Origin of the sequence: Sphingobacterium sp. xlx-130, assembly GCF_011007405.1 — a bacterium.
Taxonomy (GTDB): Bacteria; Bacteroidota; Bacteroidia; order Sphingobacteriales; family Sphingobacteriaceae; genus Sphingobacterium; species Sphingobacterium luzhongxinii.
On the sequence record NZ_WFKN01000005.1, the window covers coordinates 276800 to 294027 of the forward strand.

At 40.0% G+C, this 17228-nt stretch carries 17 protein-coding genes; 3 read left to right on the plus strand and 14 right to left on the minus strand.

The window, feature by feature from the left end; genetic code table 11:
* Both G7B18_RS10055 and G7B18_RS10060 read right to left on the minus strand, forming a co-directional pair.
* Positions 1 to 2346 carry a TonB-dependent receptor plug domain-containing protein gene (locus G7B18_RS10055; protein ID WP_164122476.1) on the minus strand — a complete coding sequence of 782 codons (2346 nt, stop codon included), beginning with the start codon at positions 2344 to 2346 and terminating at the stop codon, positions 1 to 3.
* Positions 2343 to 3110, minus strand: a complete 768-nt coding sequence (locus G7B18_RS10060; RefSeq protein ID WP_164122478.1) for a hypothetical protein — start codon at positions 3108 to 3110, stop codon at positions 2343 to 2345. The genes G7B18_RS10055 and G7B18_RS10060 overlap by 4 nt, the downstream gene beginning before the upstream one ends.
* 832 nt (positions 3111 to 3942) lie before the next feature.
* Here G7B18_RS10060 and G7B18_RS10065 point away from each other — a divergent pair.
* Positions 3943 to 4125 (plus strand): hypothetical protein, encoded by a 183-nt coding sequence (locus tag G7B18_RS10065; RefSeq protein ID WP_164122480.1) that lies wholly within the window; start codon positions 3943 to 3945, stop codon positions 4123 to 4125.
* Between the two features lie 306 nt (positions 4126 to 4431).
* On the opposite strand, the gene G7B18_RS10070 is transcribed toward G7B18_RS10065, so the two are convergent.
* On the minus strand, positions 4432 to 5220 hold the full coding sequence (locus G7B18_RS10070; protein ID WP_164122482.1) for a zinc-dependent peptidase: 789 nt from the start codon (positions 5218 to 5220) through the stop codon (positions 4432 to 4434).
* Between the two features lie 52 nt (positions 5221 to 5272).
* Between G7B18_RS10070 and G7B18_RS10075 the strand changes: the two genes are divergently transcribed.
* Positions 5273 to 5785, plus strand: coding sequence for a CD225/dispanin family protein (locus tag G7B18_RS10075; protein ID WP_164109605.1), 513 nt, complete (start codon positions 5273 to 5275; stop codon positions 5783 to 5785).
* Entirely contained in the window at positions 5785 to 6174 is a 390-nt protein-coding gene (locus tag G7B18_RS19220) for a DUF2752 domain-containing protein (RefSeq protein WP_164122483.1), read from the plus strand. Before G7B18_RS10075 ends, G7B18_RS19220 begins: the two co-directional genes overlap by 1 nt.
* 216 nt (positions 6175 to 6390) lie before the next feature.
* Here the strand turns inward: G7B18_RS19220 and groL are convergent, their stop codons facing one another.
* From groL to rlmD, 11 genes are all read right to left on the minus strand, one after another.
* A complete protein-coding gene (gene groL / locus G7B18_RS10085; protein WP_164109609.1) occupies positions 6391 to 8028 on the minus strand; it encodes a chaperonin GroEL in 1638 nt (545 codons plus the stop codon).
* Positions 8029 to 8129: 101 nt separating this feature from the next.
* A complete protein-coding gene (gene groES, locus G7B18_RS10090) occupies positions 8130 to 8405 on the minus strand; it encodes a co-chaperone GroES (protein ID WP_164109611.1) in 276 nt (91 codons plus the stop codon).
* Positions 8406 to 8621: 216 nt separating this feature from the next.
* Complete coding sequence (gene secG, locus G7B18_RS10095; RefSeq protein ID WP_164109612.1) at positions 8622 to 8975, minus strand: preprotein translocase subunit SecG; 354 nt, start codon at positions 8973 to 8975, stop codon at positions 8622 to 8624.
* Between the two features lie 17 nt (positions 8976 to 8992).
* Complete coding sequence (locus G7B18_RS10100) at positions 8993 to 10096, minus strand: hypothetical protein (RefSeq protein WP_164109615.1); 1104 nt, start codon at positions 10094 to 10096, stop codon at positions 8993 to 8995.
* 19 nt (positions 10097 to 10115) lie between these two features.
* Positions 10116 to 10646: an LptE family protein gene (locus G7B18_RS10105; RefSeq protein WP_164109617.1), complete on the minus strand. Its 531-nt coding sequence runs from the start codon at positions 10644 to 10646 to the stop codon at positions 10116 to 10118.
* Positions 10647 to 10652: 6 nt separating this feature from the next.
* A complete protein-coding gene (locus G7B18_RS10110) occupies positions 10653 to 11921 on the minus strand; it encodes a sigma 54-interacting transcriptional regulator (protein ID WP_164109619.1) in 1269 nt (422 codons plus the stop codon).
* Positions 11922 to 11970: 49 nt separating this feature from the next.
* Entirely contained in the window at positions 11971 to 13404 is a 1434-nt protein-coding gene (miaB, locus tag G7B18_RS10115; RefSeq protein ID WP_164109621.1) for a tRNA (N6-isopentenyl adenosine(37)-C2)-methylthiotransferase MiaB, read from the minus strand.
* A gap of 338 nt (positions 13405 to 13742) precedes the next feature.
* Positions 13743 to 14432, minus strand: a complete 690-nt coding sequence (locus tag G7B18_RS10120; protein WP_164109623.1) for an OmpA family protein — start codon at positions 14430 to 14432, stop codon at positions 13743 to 13745.
* 104 nt (positions 14433 to 14536) lie between these two features.
* Positions 14537 to 15295, minus strand: coding sequence for a hypothetical protein (locus G7B18_RS10125; protein ID WP_164109625.1), 759 nt, complete (start codon positions 15293 to 15295; stop codon positions 14537 to 14539).
* A 59-nt stretch (positions 15296 to 15354) separates the two neighbouring features.
* Positions 15355 to 15756 carry a hypothetical protein gene (locus tag G7B18_RS10130; RefSeq protein ID WP_164109627.1) on the minus strand — a complete coding sequence of 134 codons (402 nt, stop codon included), beginning with the start codon at positions 15754 to 15756 and terminating at the stop codon, positions 15355 to 15357.
* Between the two features lie 6 nt (positions 15757 to 15762).
* The gene (rlmD, locus tag G7B18_RS10135; protein WP_164109629.1) at positions 15763 to 17169 is read right to left on the minus strand and encodes a 23S rRNA (uracil(1939)-C(5))-methyltransferase RlmD; all 1407 of its coding nucleotides are present in this window, start codon (positions 17167 to 17169) and stop codon (positions 15763 to 15765) included.
* Positions 17170 to 17228 lie beyond the last annotated feature (59 nt).

Consider the following 17228-nt stretch of genomic DNA (forward strand, 5'->3'; position numbering starts at 1 on the left):
TTAAAGTTCAAATCCGATATTGAAAGAGGGCAGAATAGGGAACATCCCCGTGACTTCCAACTTGCCGGGAATATCCGAAGGCTGTGCAAAGAATGGATTTACCCTGTTATAAACATTGTAAACACCTATCCCAAACCATCTCGTATTACCCCTTCCAGTCTTCCATTTACGTTCTATATTGATATCCAACCGATGGAAGGCCGGCAGGCGCATATTGTTAAGATTTCCCATAATCGGAAAGCCAGATCTCCATTCTTCAATTTCGGTCATACTTGTAGGTACAGTGAATGGCCTTCCCGTCTTATAGGTCCAACTTCCCGAAAGCCTGTATCCCTTTCCAAAATTGTACATCATCAGCAAGTTCACATTGTTCCTGAAATCAAAATCCGAATTGAACCAATTTCCTTGATTTAATGACCCGAACATGGACTGGGACTTGGTATAGGTATAGGATAAGGAACCGTGCAGCTTTCCCGTGGTCTTCTGTAAAAGAACTTCTAGCCCATATGTTCGCATCCTTCCATTTCGATGAAGGAAGTTAGCATATTCTACCACATCTCTATCGAAATCCGTCGAGGGTGCAAACTTGACGACATCGGACTGATCCTTAAGGAAGAGCTCGACGGACATGTTATCCAATAAGCCCTTGGGATTACGGAAATACCCCAATGACCATTGCTTGGAGAATGATGGGGCTGAGATACCGTCGTTGGCTATATAAAATTCCCTGAACCGCCCCATATCATCAGTAAAGCCCAAAAGGATGGAGCTCTGACGCTGCCTATTAAAAGCCGCATTAACCGTCGACCTCTCATCAAGCTCATAGGTCAAAAGGATCTTCGGCTCGGGGAGCCATGTAGCGGACCGTCCATATTTATATCTGGAAACCCTGATGCCTGAATTGACACGGAACCTGTCGGTCATCCTGTATGAAATATCTGCTGACAGGGCGGCATTGCTAACATCGTCCATATCCATTTCCCGGTTATAATCACTGGTTATCCCCGCGTCAACAGCTTCCCTTCGCCGTAGGTGTATCCCGTATTTAAGCTCCTCCCGCTCCATGCCATAACTTAACTCCAGCGCATCATTAAACTGTGTTTTCCCATGGATATTAAATTTGATGGAACGGACGCTGTTACCGGATTGGCTTGAAGCCTCCAGACTATTCTTAACCATTCCGCCATAGTCCGACCCATCATTGGTTTTAGAATAGATATAGTAGAAGTGGCTATAATTGGAATAACTGGCATGGGCATTCAGTGATGTAGTTAGCCCCAGACCAATTCTGTAATTGAGAGCGAGAAGCTCGTTCCTGATGCCGTAACTGTCTTCCGATAGCTGATTGTACGAAGGATAGTTCTCTAGAAAAGAGTGCTTGTCCCGTCCATGTAGTGCCGTCAGAGAAATATGCTGGTTATCAGCCAAGCGACCGTTCAGTCGCATGGTCATGTCCTGTGTGACAAGATTGCCTATATCACCGGTACGGTCGCCTCTTCGGATTTTCCTTGCTATGGCGCCGGTTGCCAGATCAACAATTGTTCTGCGCATCCCTACGTGATAGCTCATTCGGTCCTTGATCAGGGGGCCGCTGGCACTGAACTTGGGGGCAGTCAGGCCAAATTGAAAGGATTGATGATGTTCTTTGTAATCACCTTCCTTTGTCCGTATATCCAGTACGGAGGATAATCTGCCTCCAAATTTAGAAGGCCAGTAGTTCTTATAAAAGTCTACCCCTCCAACAAGCTCTGGCTGAAACATGGAAATATACCCACCAATATGGTTCACATTGAACATTGTCGCTCCATCGAACAGGATCTGATTCTGGTCCTGTTCGCCTCCCCGGACAAAGAGGTGCGAATATCCTTCCTTTCCATCTGTAACCCCCGGTAAAAAGGTTAAGCCTTTCAAGATGTCCGGTTCACCAAAAAAAGAAGGCGTAGCTGTTAAAAAAGGAAGGGAGACCCGATTTACGCCAAGAGCAGCTTTTCTGTTAAAAGGCTGATCAGCATACACCTCGACTACATTTAGCTCCAATGGATATAGTCCCACGCGTATCTGGTTGGGACCTGCGGAAACAAAGATAACAGTATCCCGAAATGAAACATGGGAGATGGAAAACCTTCCTTTATCAGAAACCGTAATCAGGCAGTTTCCCCCAGCGTCGGTTGTCCGTGTTATGCCTGATTCAAGGTTAATGACGTTCGCATTTTCGATCGGTATACCGCTACGGGCGTCACTCACATTAATAACAGCCTTAATTTGAGCTCCAAGCTTAGACGGATTAACAAAAAACAATATAGCGAGGAATGATGCTATAAAAAATATGCGTCCAGATCTTATCATTTCAGATAATAACGTGTATTCAGCCTGAGACCCATCTCCCTGAATTTAAAATCATCCTTTGGGGTAGCGGGATTAATATTCAATCTCGGGGAGATGTCCGTAAAGGCATCCAGGTCTATCCTCAACCGGTCATTGATAGGTGCAAATACGCCGATATGGGCACCGAGCTGAAACGGATGCTGATATTTTGGCGTATAATAAGATAGCCCCATCGCTCTGCCCAATCCCCCATAGGGGAACTCACTGCTCGTAATGTTCGAGGAAAACTGATAATACAGGTCAGCCCCAACTTTAAACCCTACGTATTCAAACGGAAGGTAAGTGATGGAAACCGGTATATGCAGTGCCCAATACCGAAAATTCTTTGTTTTTCCGAATTCGGGCAACATATCCCGATAAAAATCGGAAAGCTCCCCTTTACGGTCAAGCAATTCCGCCGTTAGTCCGAAACCTGCGCTTCGCACGTTTAGGCCCACCTCCCATCCTAAAAGCCCCTCCTTTTCAAAGGTGCCCGAAAGTCCTGCGCCCCCGTTGATCAGAAAACCGGGCTTGCTGTTCAGCTGATAGTCGATAGAGGCATCAGCTTCCCTGATACTATATTGAAGATCACCGAATGAGGTGTTAATACTCCGAACTGTGGTTGCTCCAGCACCGGCAGTTACATACCATTTAGGTTTATTTTGGGCCGATGCTAAGTTACTGGACAGCAACCCAATTGCTGACAATAATAAAATCAATGAGCGGCTATTTCTTAAGTTTTTCATTTTATTGGAATAAAATTGAAAGATTCTTGTAGCCCCAATATTTTTAAGGCCGATCAGTTATTCATTGTGAACACCAAAACTAAATATAAACCAAACGATAACAAAATATATTTCTCTATTTAAGGAAACATTAACAATTGAATACAGCAATAAAAACCTCTCTATACCTTATCACAAACTTTATATTTTATTTTTAATAATAAAATGTAATACTCTTTATATCACTAGTTTAAATACTACAAAATCATATTTACCTATCTTTGTATCAATCCTTAAGACGGGTGGTATCCTTACCATTTCATGTTTTTAAAATTATTAAAATATTTCATCAAAAAAAGAAATTAACAAAATATTATTGATTGAAGAAACTTAAGATCGACTTCTTCACTGGCTAAGTTTGGTTCGGCACCCCCCTGATGGCCGCTTCGACCCGTTTAGTTTATTTTTTGTATATTTATTTGTTAATATGGAATAATCAAACATCATTAACCAGTCTACAAGTTTCACCTACCGGTTAATATTCAACCTTGAAAAATCCCTCGGAATTGAAAACAGATTTTCCCATATTCTGACTACAGCCTGTCTTCCTATCGCTACGTTTATCATTCTGACTTTTATAGATTACCTCAGGAGGAATTTCTTGTATTCGATAGTCAACCTGCTGATAAAAAAGAAAAAAAAATAACTAGAACAATTATCATCTTGACAACAAGGGAAACGTTCATTTAAGCCTGGTTATTCTCGTCCGCATTTCACAGCGAATGTTGCTCTCGATTTTTTCGTCGGATTTCCGTCACTTATAACGGCTTTCGATAATTTTTTTGCCGTGCTGATGATTTTTGAAGCTTATGGGCTCATAGACGGGTTGAGGGGTTTCGCATATCGGACACAGCTTAGCGGCTCGGTATCCGGAATATGTGCATTGGCAATATTGACTGTCGTAGCCTTTACTGTAGGTATACATATTGTAAAAGTATCACGTGCAGATCTTGCTGACGACCTTAGGGATGAATAACAAGACTATACAAAATCGTACAGAAACTTTAGTATTGGAAGATAAGGTGGGGGCTATACAATTATGATTAGTTCGGCTCCATAATTTTAATGATTTAAGATGTTTAATTTTGACTGGCTGATAATATATCAGTAATCCATAGATTAAGTCTTGGATTAATAAGAGTCTCAAAAAGAACCACGAATTAAAATTATAGCTTATTTTGTCATAATTAAGCAATGTTTTAAATCCCCCTACGGGCTACAAAGCAACTCAAATGAGTTGCTTTTTTTATTTCAAGGGATTTCAGTACGAGATCACACCTATTTATCCCATTCTGTTATAAATCCGATCCAGCAACTTAAAAAGTTCAGGATGTTCTTCTTTTAACAACCTGGGTTTCTTAAAAAAATATTCCGATAACACCGCCAAAAACTCTGCATCATTCGTAGCAGCATATTCTCTTATATCAGATTCACCTCTTCGTATCGCACGAATCGTTCTATCCATCTCTTTCATCCAGGGATCAATCAAGTCCTTTGGTATAAGGTACTCAGGTATCCCATCCACCTCTCCATCAGCTTTATCAATAAGGTGAACAAACTCGTGTACTGCAGTATTCCCAAGACTATATTTCTCGAATCCGGATCGCAACGCCGGTAGCGAGAGCACCATCTTATGATTCATCGCTCCAGAACCCACCATCCCTGCAATGTTCTTGCTTTCTGACAACGTATCAAATCGTTCATCAAAATAATCAGGATATACGATTACTTCGTCCAAATTCTCATACGCCCAAGTCTCAAAATGAAGTAATGGAATTGTAGCGCTCGCTGCAATCAATACACGATCTTCATTTGTCATATCAGCACCCTTTTCAACAGAAATTTTGATCCGCCTCAAAAAATAAACAACCCTATTTCTAAAAATAGTCTGTTCTTCAACCGTCAGTTTAGCATAAAACTTTACCTTATCCTGCAAAATATCCGCTATAAAAGAAGGAGACAATTCCAGATAAACTTGGGTAGATTTAGCCCTAAACTTTCTGAAAACATAAAAAATCAAGAGAAAACCAACACAAAAGATTAGACCTGTGATTAAATAAGGGTTATACATATACTTTTTAGCATTTATTTATATATTAGTAATATACTAAGAAATCAATAAAATGAAAAGCTACCACTACTCGGATGGGCAAAATTCCTTTGGGCCTGTAACACTTGAGGAGCTGCGTATGAAGCGCATCAACGCCAACACCCTCATCTGGACCGAGGATTTAGTCACTTGGACGAAAGCTCAAGACCTTCCCGAGCTAAGAGATCTATTCATTGATAACGCACCCCTACAAAGACCCATACTAACTGAATCTACATCCGCTCAACCCATACCACCTAACTTCAGCGGAAACACAGTTAATCCCAACTACTCAAGGCCACCCAAAACATACTTAGTAGAGAGTATTATCACGACTATACTGTGCTGCTGGCTCTTTGGGATTCCCGCTATTATATACGCTTCAAGAGTAGAAAAAAAATTCTATGCCGGCGATATTGTTGGAGCCGAAAGAGATTCCAAAAATGCAAAAAAATGGATCCTTATTAATTTAATAACCTGTGCATCAATATGGCTACTTATGATCGGAATTTTTGGTTTAGGACTTTTTGCATCTATTCTTTCTTAATGACTATCAAACGATCTCATTTTTTTATCCTTTACCCCGTAATAATTGGTGGAATCGGGTTAATTTATAAATATTTTAACCCCTTAGAAAGCGTATTTTTTCCCCGCTGTCCAACAAAAACAATTACAGGGCTAGATTGTCCAGGTTGCGGCATGCAACGGGCAGCCCACCACCTACTTAACGGAGAGATCCAATTAGCTTTCATACAAAATCCTTTACTATTCGCCCTCACCCCTTATATTCTGCTGGGGTTTTATCTGCAACTCGTCCCACAACCGACCGAGACTGAGTTTAAATTACGTCGTGTATTATACAGTCAAAAAGCTATTATTATTCTAGGAGTAATAACACTTATATATACAATCATTAGAAATATCCATGTAGTATAGATTGCACAAACACGGATGACCGCGGAGCAGCATGCACACCAACAGTAATAAAGTCGTGCATAATGTAATTTGGATATTCCATATGACCATTAAAAGTCAAACCGAGCTTGCGAGCTCATCTAAGATAATTATACACATATGAAAATACATAGGTATAAAAAAATCCCCGATCCAAAAATAGAATCGGGGATTTTTTATATATGAAAGAATAATTTATTACATCATTCCACCCATTCCGCCGCCCATTGGAGGAGCGCCAGCACCGGCACCAGCTTCTTCTGGCTCATCAGCCAATACACACTCTGTTGTCAGCAACATCGATGCTATTGAAGCAGCATTTTCCAAAGCTACGCGAGATACTTTTGTAGGGTCAATAACACCTGCACCGATTAAGTTTTCGAACTTGTCTGTACGTGCATTATAACCAAAATCAGCTGTACCCTCTTTAACTTTCTGTACAATCACTGCGCCCTCAATTCCTGCATTGAAACAGATCTGACGCAAAGGCTCTTCAATCGCTCTTTTGATGATATCGATACCGATTTGCTCGTCCTCATTATCACCTTTAAGACCTGCTAACGCCTCGACAGCGCGAATGAATGCTACACCACCACCAGCAACAATACCTTCTTCAACAGCGGCACGAGTTGCGTGCAATGCATCATCTACACGGTCTTTCTTCTCTTTCATCTCCACCTCAGTAGTAGCACCAACATAAAGAACAGCAACACCACCAGACAATTTAGCTAAACGCTCTTGCAATTTTTCACGATCATAATCTGATGTAGTAGTCTCTATTTGAGAACGAATCTGAGCAACACGAGCTTTAATATCATCAGCATTACCTGAACCATTAATCACTGTTGTATTATCCTTATCTATAACAACTTTTTCAGCTTGACCTAAGTAAGATAATTCTGCATTTTCTAACTTGTAACCTCTTTCCTCAGAAATCACTGTACCACCAGTTAAGATAGCGATGTCTTCCAACATAGCTTTACGACGATCACCAAATCCAGGAGCCTTAACAGCAGCCACTTTCAGTGAACCACGAATTTTGTTTACAACCAAAGTAGCCAATGCCTCACCATCTAGATCTTCAGCGATAATCAATAACGGTTTACCCGTCTGAACTTGCTTTTCCAAAACAGGCAACAATTCCTTCATATTACTGATTTTCTTATCGTAAATCAAAATATAAGGATTCTCTAACTCCGCTTCCATCTTGTCAGAGTTTGTCACAAAATATGGAGACAAGTAACCACGGTCAAACTGCATACCTTCTACAGTTTTCACTTCTGTCTCTGTACCTTTTGCCTCTTCGACAGTAATAACCCCATCATTACCAACTTTCTCCATCGCTTCAGCGATTAAAGAACCGATAACTTCATCATTGTTAGCAGAGATAGACGCCACCTGTTTGATCTTGTTGTTATCCGCACCTACAGCTTGCGACTGGGATTTCAAGTTAGCAACTACAGCAGTTACTGCTTTATCAATACCTCTTTTTAAATCCATCGGATTAGCACCTGCTGCAACGGACTTAATACCAGGAGCAACAATCGCTTGCGCCAATACAGTTGCAGTAGTGGTACCATCACCAGCTTGATCAGCTGTTTTAGACGCTACTTCTTTTACCATTTGAGCGCCCATATTTTCCAACGCATCTTTAAGCTCAATTTCCTTAGCTACAGAAACGCCATCTTTAGTGATTGCAGGAGATCCAAATTTTTTCTCAATAATTACGTTACGCCCCTTAGGTCCTAATGTAACCTTTACTGCATTCGCTAATGTATCTACTCCTTTTTTTAGGGCTTCACGCGCCTCAACGTTATATTTAACTTGTTTTGCCATGTTATTTTCGTTTTGAGTATAGAACTTAGCACCTGAAGATCATTTTTATCTCAGCGCTCGCTAACTTCACTTGATTAATTACCTATAATACTGCTAATAACTTATAATACTGCGTAAATATCAGACTCACGCATGATTAAATATTCTTTTCCTTCGTACGTGATCTCAGTTCCAGCGTATTTACCATATAACACTTTGTCACCAACTTGAACTGTAAGTGGTTCTTCTGGTTTTCCAGCGCCTACAGCAACGATAGTGCCCTGAGATGGTTTTTCCTTAGCTGTATCCGGGATATAAATACCCGATGCTGTTTTCTCTTCTGCTGGAGCAGCCTCTACGACCACTCTGTCTCCGATAGGTCTAATACTTAATGCCATAATTTATACAATTATACGTTTATTATTAATTTTTACTTTTACTTCTATTCCATCACCAACTGTGCCAAACACAGATACGTCTAAAAGATTGCCATTTTTTCATTTCAAACACTATAGCATGGCAGTTATTAGCAGGACACACAATGCCATGATGACAGTTTATAAACAAAAAAAGCCCCACATCAATATGTGAGGCCTATCTTATCTTGTCATATCCTATTTAGATGAATCCTGTGCTACAGGTGCAGGATTGGCCTGCTGACCTTGTGCAGGAGCATTTAAGTTCAATGAAGGAGCCTGTACTGGAGCTTCAATTTGTTCGGAAAGACCTCCGGATTTCGTTCCTGCACCAGGACCTAAGATATTAATAGCTAAACTAAATACCATAAGCGCAATAACTAAAGTCCAAGTACCTTTCTCTAAAAAGTCTCCTGTACGTTGTACGCCCATAAGATTACTTCCACCAGCAAAACCTGATGATAAACCTCCTCCTTTTGGATTTTGAATAAGCACGAAAAATGCTAAAATCACACTTACCAAAATAATCAGGATAATGAATAATGTTGTCATTTCTTAGTTAATATTATTTATAAGTTCTTCTCTAAATCTTGAATTCGGGCCGCAAAATACGATTTTTTTTCTGGATATTTCAAAATTAATTTTTTGAACACCTCGATCGCTTTTAAATAAAGTGCTTGATCAACATAAATATTGGCCAAAGTCTCTGTAACCAATGAATAATTATCTTCTGCACTCTGTCTAGCCATATTTTCATTATTTAAATTTTCTGGCGATGGAGCTTGAATCATTGGCTCTTCTTTTATAAATCGATCAATAACTGGGTCACTCTTTTTGGGCTCTACTTGCTTTAATGGACTATTTTTGACCGCATCACTCAATTTGCTCTCAGGCTCCTGAAAATGTATTATATTTTCTTTAATCTGCTGATCAAGGATGTTTTCCTCGAGCTTTGATAAATCAAACTGTCCCTTTTCCGGTTTTGGTAAATGTGGCTTGATAAAAGGTTGATATGTATCTGCATGCTCTAACCGTGTCTTGTGCAACCACCACCGGAAGCTATAAGGCATCAGGTCATCATTGTATAGACTAACATTTTCTGGATCTTCAGATACTGTTACACGTACAACCTCCTCTTCAACATTAGTCCCATGCTCACGTTCCTTCTTTTCGAAAACAAAATAATCACCAAGCACCGCCCCACCTTGAACAAGCTTATCGAGCTCCATTCCTTCTTCGCTCGACGCTAGAGCATCCGTTTGCTCAACAATAGAGCTATCATCAAACTCGCCTTCTGCACCCTCTCTATCATCCACAGCTACGATCTTATCTTCTCCCTCATGCTCGGAATCAAGACAAAGTTCTTCAGTACTATCTTCGTATAACTCGAATGGCACATACCCATCCTGTTCCGGAATAATCTCCTCGACTTTTACTACAGGCGCATTTACAAAATTCCAAAGCCAATTTGCATTCGCAGCATATAGCAGCGCTAACTCACGATTTGGAGATTCTTCGTTAATAAGTTTCTTCCTGCGTTCGTAAGCAAAGATAAGCGGCTGAGAATAAGGGTAGCGAACTATCAGTCCCAAAAGATCGTCCTCCGTCAACCTGGAAGGATCAATAAGTGCCTGTCGATACAGTGTATGTTGTGAATTATTTAAATCTGTCATTACCTCTATCGGTTTATCACTACCAGTTCGCAAATGCTTTATTGTATATATCCTCGGTTAACGCTTTTATTATATCTTGATTTAACTGGGCTTCAAATCTAGTAACATCCGAACCAGAAAATTCTTTGAATTGAGAAAAACTCTCTTCAAAATTGCTCTCCCCGGACTGATCCAACCGGTTTGTATACTTTACTTTAACGGTGATAGTCAACCTACTATTCTCTGCACGTTCCAGCCCACCGGCAGCTACCGAAGCAGGCGTAATTGTATAATTCGTAATCACCCCCTCAAAAATAGCATCACCGTCTGCATTAACTTGACTTAAACTAGATTGTGTACGAATCCGCTCCTTCAGGCCTTCCGTAAAATTCTGACTAAGAGTCGTGTATACCAGCGGTGCAATATTCTCAAAGTACAAAACAGTATATGTCTTCATATCTTTAGGAATAGACCCCCCTGTAAAACTATACTTCACACCACAGCTTTGAATAACAAGCAGCGTAAATAAAAGAACTCCGATTACTCTAACTTGAGCTATTAACTTCCACATAAGTACTTAATCTAAATTTAAATCCTTAATTTTTCTGTATAAAGTACGTTCGGAAATACCAAGTTCCTGCGCAGCAGACTTCCGTTTACCTTTGTGCTTTTTCAGCGCCTTTTTAATCATATCCGACTCTTTGTCTACCAACGAGAGAGATTCCTCGATCTCTTCCACATCTTGTGTATCATCAATCGAAACATAGCTGTTGCCTGAAGAGCTAGTACTCGGATTGTGTATTGTCAATGTAGGCGTCGTATTAATCTCTTCATTATAAAGCTGTGCCGTACCAGGCTTTACCTCTTGATACAATTGATTAATATACTGCGAATTTTGATCATAAGATGCAGGCGTAGTTCCATTTTGCAACAACTCTACAACTAATTTCTTCAGATCCACCATATCCTTTTTCATATCGAAAAGGACTTTATAAAGAATATCTCGTTCCGAAAAATCTTCTTTACTCTGATCTTTTACAAATACAGGAAGACTATTTGCACTTTTTTCTAATGGCAAATAGTTGCTTAAAATACGAGCATCAACAATGCGTTCCTTTTCCAAAACAGCTATTTGTTCCGCAATATTTTTCAACTGCCGAACATTTCCCGGCCAATTATAATTCGACAACAATTCCTGAGCATCAGGAGTCAACTGTACCCCAGGAGAACGATATTTATCCGAAAAATCCACAACAAACTTCCGAAAAAGCAAAAAGATATCCTCCTTACGTTCACGCAAAGAAGGTATCCGCAGAGGAACGGTATTTAACCTGTAATAAAGATCTTCCCTGAATTTGCTCTTTTTCACAGCTTCATATACGTCTACATTAGTAGCAGCAACGACACGGACATTTGTCTTCTGAACTTTCGATGATCCGACGCGTATATACTCTCCGGATTCTAATACCCGAAGTAAACGAGCCTGTGTATTTAGCGGTAACTCACCGACTTCATCCAAAAATACAGTACCTCCATCCACCACCTCAAAATATCCCTTACGTGCTTCGTGGGCCCCTGTAAAAGATCCTTTTTCGTGACCAAAAAGCTCCGAATCTATAGTTCCTTCCGGAATTGCACCACAATTGACAGCAATAAAAGGACCGTGTTTTCGCGCACTTAACTGGTGGATAATATGAGAAAACACCTCCTTTCCTGATCCACTCTCACCCTGTATTAGGACAGAGATATCCGTAGGTGCGACCTGCTTTGCTACGTCTATTGCTCGATTGAGTAATGGAGAGTTACCAATGATTCCAAATCTATTTTTTATATCCTGGATATCCATTCTTAATTCGTATTAAGGATCGTTATTGAGTTTCTATCAGACAGAGACACTAATCGACTATTTTACCGATCAATGTAGCAGAAGTACAGCTTTCACCCAACACATACACATAATCCCCAACACTATACCTTGGGTCTACCGGGAATACTACCATTGTATTTTGATCGTTCCGGCCACAATAATCCTGGTCCGAACGCTTAGAAAACCCCTCAATCAGGACTTTATGTACCTTTCCTACATATTGCTGTATACGCTCCAAACTATGCTCTTGTTGCTTATTTACAACTTCCGTCAAACGTCTTTTTTTCACATCCTCAGGAATATCGTCTTCAAAACGTTTAGCAGCTAAAGTACCCGGCCGTTCAGAATAAGCAAACATATAAGCAAAGTCATACTTCACGAAATCCATCATCGATAACGTATCTTGATGCTCCTCTTCAGTCTCCGTACAAAAACCCGTAATCACATCCGTAGATATCGCACACGCTGGGATGATACGACGGATCGATTCTACCCGCTCCATATACCACGCCCTATCGTATGTACGATTCATCAGCTCCAACACCCTCGAATTGCCCGACTGTATAGGCAAATGGATGTATTTACAAATATTTTCATATTTAGCAATTGTATACAACACCTCATCGGTAATGTCTTTTGGATGTGAAGTCGAAAATCGTATTCTCAATTCTGGACTTATCAAAGCCACTTGCTCCAGCAAGTTTGCAAAATTCACCGTTGGTAAAGGCTCCTCACCTTCTTCTACTTTAGGCGTATATTTGTACGAGTCCACATTTTGACCCAACAATGTAACTTCCCGATATCCAGCAGAGAACAACTCCTGTGCCTCTTTCAAAATTGACTGTACATCTCGACTTCTTTCTCTACCACGAGTGAATGGAACAACACAGAATGAACACATGTTATCACAACCTCGCATGATGGAGATGAAGGCAGAGACTCCGTTAGAATTTAAACGCACCGGGCTGATGTCAGCATAGGTTTCTTCTCTAGAAAGAAGCACATTTACCGCTTTACTTCCATCATCAACCTTATCAATCAAATTCGGTAGATCACGGTAAGCGTCTGGACCCACAACCACATCCACCAATTTCTCTTCTTCAAGAAACTTTGCTTTTAGTCGCTCTGCCATACAGCCCAGCACACCCACGATCATTCCTGGATTCTTCGCTTTAGCCGACTCAAACTCCTTCAACCGATTCCGAACCCGCTGCTCCGCATTTTCCCGAATAGAACAGGTATTAATAAATACGACGTCCGCATCCTTATAATCTTTGGTGGTCTCAAACCCTTTATCAATCAATATAGATGCAACAATCTCACTATCCGAAAAATTCATCTGACAGCCATAGCTCTCAATATAGAGCTTCCTTCCATCCGACTTACCGGTTGGAGCGAAATCCAAAGCTTCTCCCTGACGACTTTCATCGTGTGTCTTTGTTGTATGCGTTAATTCTAACATAGCTTATTGTAAAAGACTACAAAGTTAAAAATAAAATATCATTTTTAATGACAGTTTGGCAGAGCTTACCAAATTTTAACAAATAATAAAACTTTCATGGATCCGCCAGCTAGAGGATCACCAAGAGACATGAACCAATCCCGCTGTTATCGTGAGAATTCCTGAATACTAACACAAAAGAAAACATTATGAAAAAAGTTCTTGATATCTATTGAACTGCACAATTAAACTCATTGATGCCATAAACAGTGAAAACAAATCAATAATACGGACACTTTCGAAAAAAAAGGCTTCCCTATTCGGAAAGCCTCATATCTTAATCAAAAAAATAGCTCAAATTACTGTCCTGCTTGTCTTTTTGCTTCTTCTTGCATTTTTTTTCCTGCAGTGATTACAATTTCCACGCGGCGATTTTGAGCACGTCCGGCTTCTGTATCATTAGAAGCAATTGGCTCAGAATAGTTCTTCCCTTCGGTAGAGATACGCGCAGCAGACAGCCCTTGTGAAACAGCGTATTCTTTTACAGATCTAGCGCGGTCATTAGAAACTTTATCATTTGCAGCCAAAGTACCTACATTGTCCGTATGACCAATAACTAAAATTTCTGTATTAGGTTCTTTATTTAAAGTCTCTACAAGCTTGGCAATATTTGTCTTTGCATCGCCCTTTAATGTCGATTTATTAAAATCAAACAAAATTCCGGAATCAAATTTCACTAAAATAGCTTCTCCAACCTGCTCAACTTGTGCTCCTGCTACTGTATTCTCGATCTCTTTCGCCTGTTTGTCCATCTTATTACCGATCAAAGCCCCCGCAGCACCACCAATCACCGCTCCAGCAATAGCTCCAATCGCTGTGTTACCTGCTTTACCACCGATCAATGCCCCTAAACCAGCGCCAGCTGCTGTGCCGATAGCACCGCCTTTGGTTGTATTATTAGCATTTTGAATCGTCGAACAGCTACCTAACAACATTGCAGATGTAGCCAACGAAAGACCATATACTGCTAATTTCTTATTCATTTTCATAACTTTACAAATAATGTTTCTATATATCCTTTTGACTACTAAACAAAGCAAATGCCAAAAGTCGTTTTTAATCATCAACCTGACTTGATTAAGCTGTCCTTTAGTTAATTTTGTGGAGGAATCTCTAGTTTTGGTAGTTTGACAGGAGCAGGCCTTCCTTGTTCGTCCCACGACTTAAGAGATTTGGCAATGTAATTTAACAAATCATATTGTCCCCAGTTTTTGGAAAGCTCATAAGAAGGTCTATAAATCTCCATAAAATTTTGAAGTGACTCCCCCTCTAACCCCGTATGTTCACTAACAATATCTTTGGTAAAAATCCGATCCACAGCAATTTCATTTACTTCACGATTCATATACTTTTCAAATCGCTTCATATTCTTCGCCTCCCTCCCAAAAAGATTATACAATGCTGTCGCAGGACTATTTAAATATGTTCCAACCTTATTTTTTCCTCCATTATAAATACCTTTCTTCTCATAATCTTTCAGTATATCCTCCATTTCTTGCTGTCTTGTCTTTCTCGCCACAATTACTGTTTCGATCTGCATTCCCGGCTGCATTTCCAGCACAACATCATCCAGTGTATACAATACAAGTTTCAAAGAGCCGTATCCCACTTTTGAAATAGAAAGACTATCACCAACCATCGCTTCTATATAAAATACCCCAAAGTTATTGGAAGTAACCTTCTTATTCGACTTCAAGTTAACCACGTTAACATCTGCCAACCGAAGGCCCGTGCTCTTTTCCAAGACCAAACCAGACACCTTCGGTAGATCCGTAAGCTGCGCAGATCCCTTTTGAACAAAAAAGAACAAAACAGAAAATAAAATTGCGGTTTTGATAAAAAACTTAATCATTGACACTAATGTAAACAAATATCAGACTAGAGAATGTTAAAAAGTATTAAAGTAAAAAACTACTTAAATGGGTAAAAAACAAAATTTGCTCCCTCTGGTACCACTACAAACAGACACATAAACTCACTTGCTTTCTTAAAGTTTTTCTCAAAATAAGCCCGTCGCTCTTCCTGAATCACATTTTTATCAACAAGCTCTTCTAGCGAACTTGCATTTATTGTCCAATTTGTGTCAAGTTCAGTACGATCCAAAATTACCTCCCCAATATTAACCTCATGTTGATGTGCTACAAATATCGGATACTGCGTATAACCCTCTGCGATCATTTCGTTCGATATCTCTTTTATAGAATCGCTATAGAAATCCAAATCCACTTTTAAACTTTGCAATGGACTTGGCTGAGATGCATTTTGCGTATTTTCATGCTCAGGATGTCCTTTAAAAAGATCTTTTAAATCCATACGTTACTATTTTAACATTAATAAAACGACATTCTCTACATGTTGTGTCTGCGGGAACATATCCACCGGCTTGATACGAGTCACATCATATTTCACACTAAGCATCTCTAGGTCGCGAGCCTGCGTAGCAGCATTACAACTAACATAGACAACCTTTGGCGCTTCCATTTCTAAAATACGTTTCACGACATCGGCATGCATTCCTGCCCGAGGAGGATCAGTAATAACCACATCAGGCTTACCGTGCACAGCAATAAAATCAGTGGTCAATACATCCTTCATATCTCCCGCAAAAAACTTCGTATTATGAATATCATTAATTGCCGAGTTGACCTTCGCATCTTCAATTGCCGTAGGCACATACTCAACACCTACTACTTCCCTTGCATTTTTCGCAACAAAATTAGCAATCGTGCCTGCCCCAGTATACAAATCATAAACTAACTCTGTTCCTTTAAGATCGGCAAATTCTCTCGTAATCTTATACAGCTCATAAGCCTGACGAGAATTAGTTTGATAAAAAGATTTTGGCCCGACCTTAAACTTCAAGCCCTCCATCTCCTCATAAATAAAGTCCCTCCCACGAAACACATGAATATCCTGGTCAAAAATCGTGTCGTTCTTTTTCTGATTGATAATATAAAGCAAAGACACAATTTCAGGGAATTGAGAAGCGATATACTCCATCAACAACTCAACCTGCCCTTCCTCTGGATAGGCAAAAACAACAATAACCATAACTTCCCCCGTAGACGAAGTCCTTATAATGAGATTACGCAGCGCACCCTCATGCATACGGAGATCATAAAACGAAATCTGCTTTTCAACAGCGTAATTTCGGACAGCGTTACGCAGTTGATTCGATGGATCTTCTTGTAAAAAACAATGTTCTATATCAAGAATTTTGTCAAAACGCCCTGGTACGTGAAAACCTAAGGCATCCATATCATTCGTATCTACCTCTTCATCCTTATTGGTCAACCAACGCTTGTTTGAAAAAGTAAACTCCAGCTTATTGCGATAATACATTGTTTGTGCAGAACCCAAAATAGGCTCCATTGAAGTAGCATCCACCTTACCTATACGAGACAAGGCATTGTGTACCGATTGTTGTTTAAATTTCAGTTGAGCATCATATTCCATATGTTGCCATTTACAACCGCCGCAAACTCCAAAGTGAGGGCAAAATGGCTCTATACGATAAGGTGACGATGTTAAGATCTCTGTAACACGCCCCTCCGCAAAACTCTTTTTCTTGCGTTGCAACTCAACATTCACCACATCCCCAGGTATAGCCTTTTCTATAAACAGCACTAAATCATCGTGCCTAGCCACACCTTTTCCCTCCTCTGCAATATCGAAAATTTCGACATTACTCAAATTTCTTTTTTCTTGCGGTATTCTTCTTCCCATATACTTGCAAAAATACATTTTTAACAGCAAATTACCACTATCCTGCAATACAGGACAAC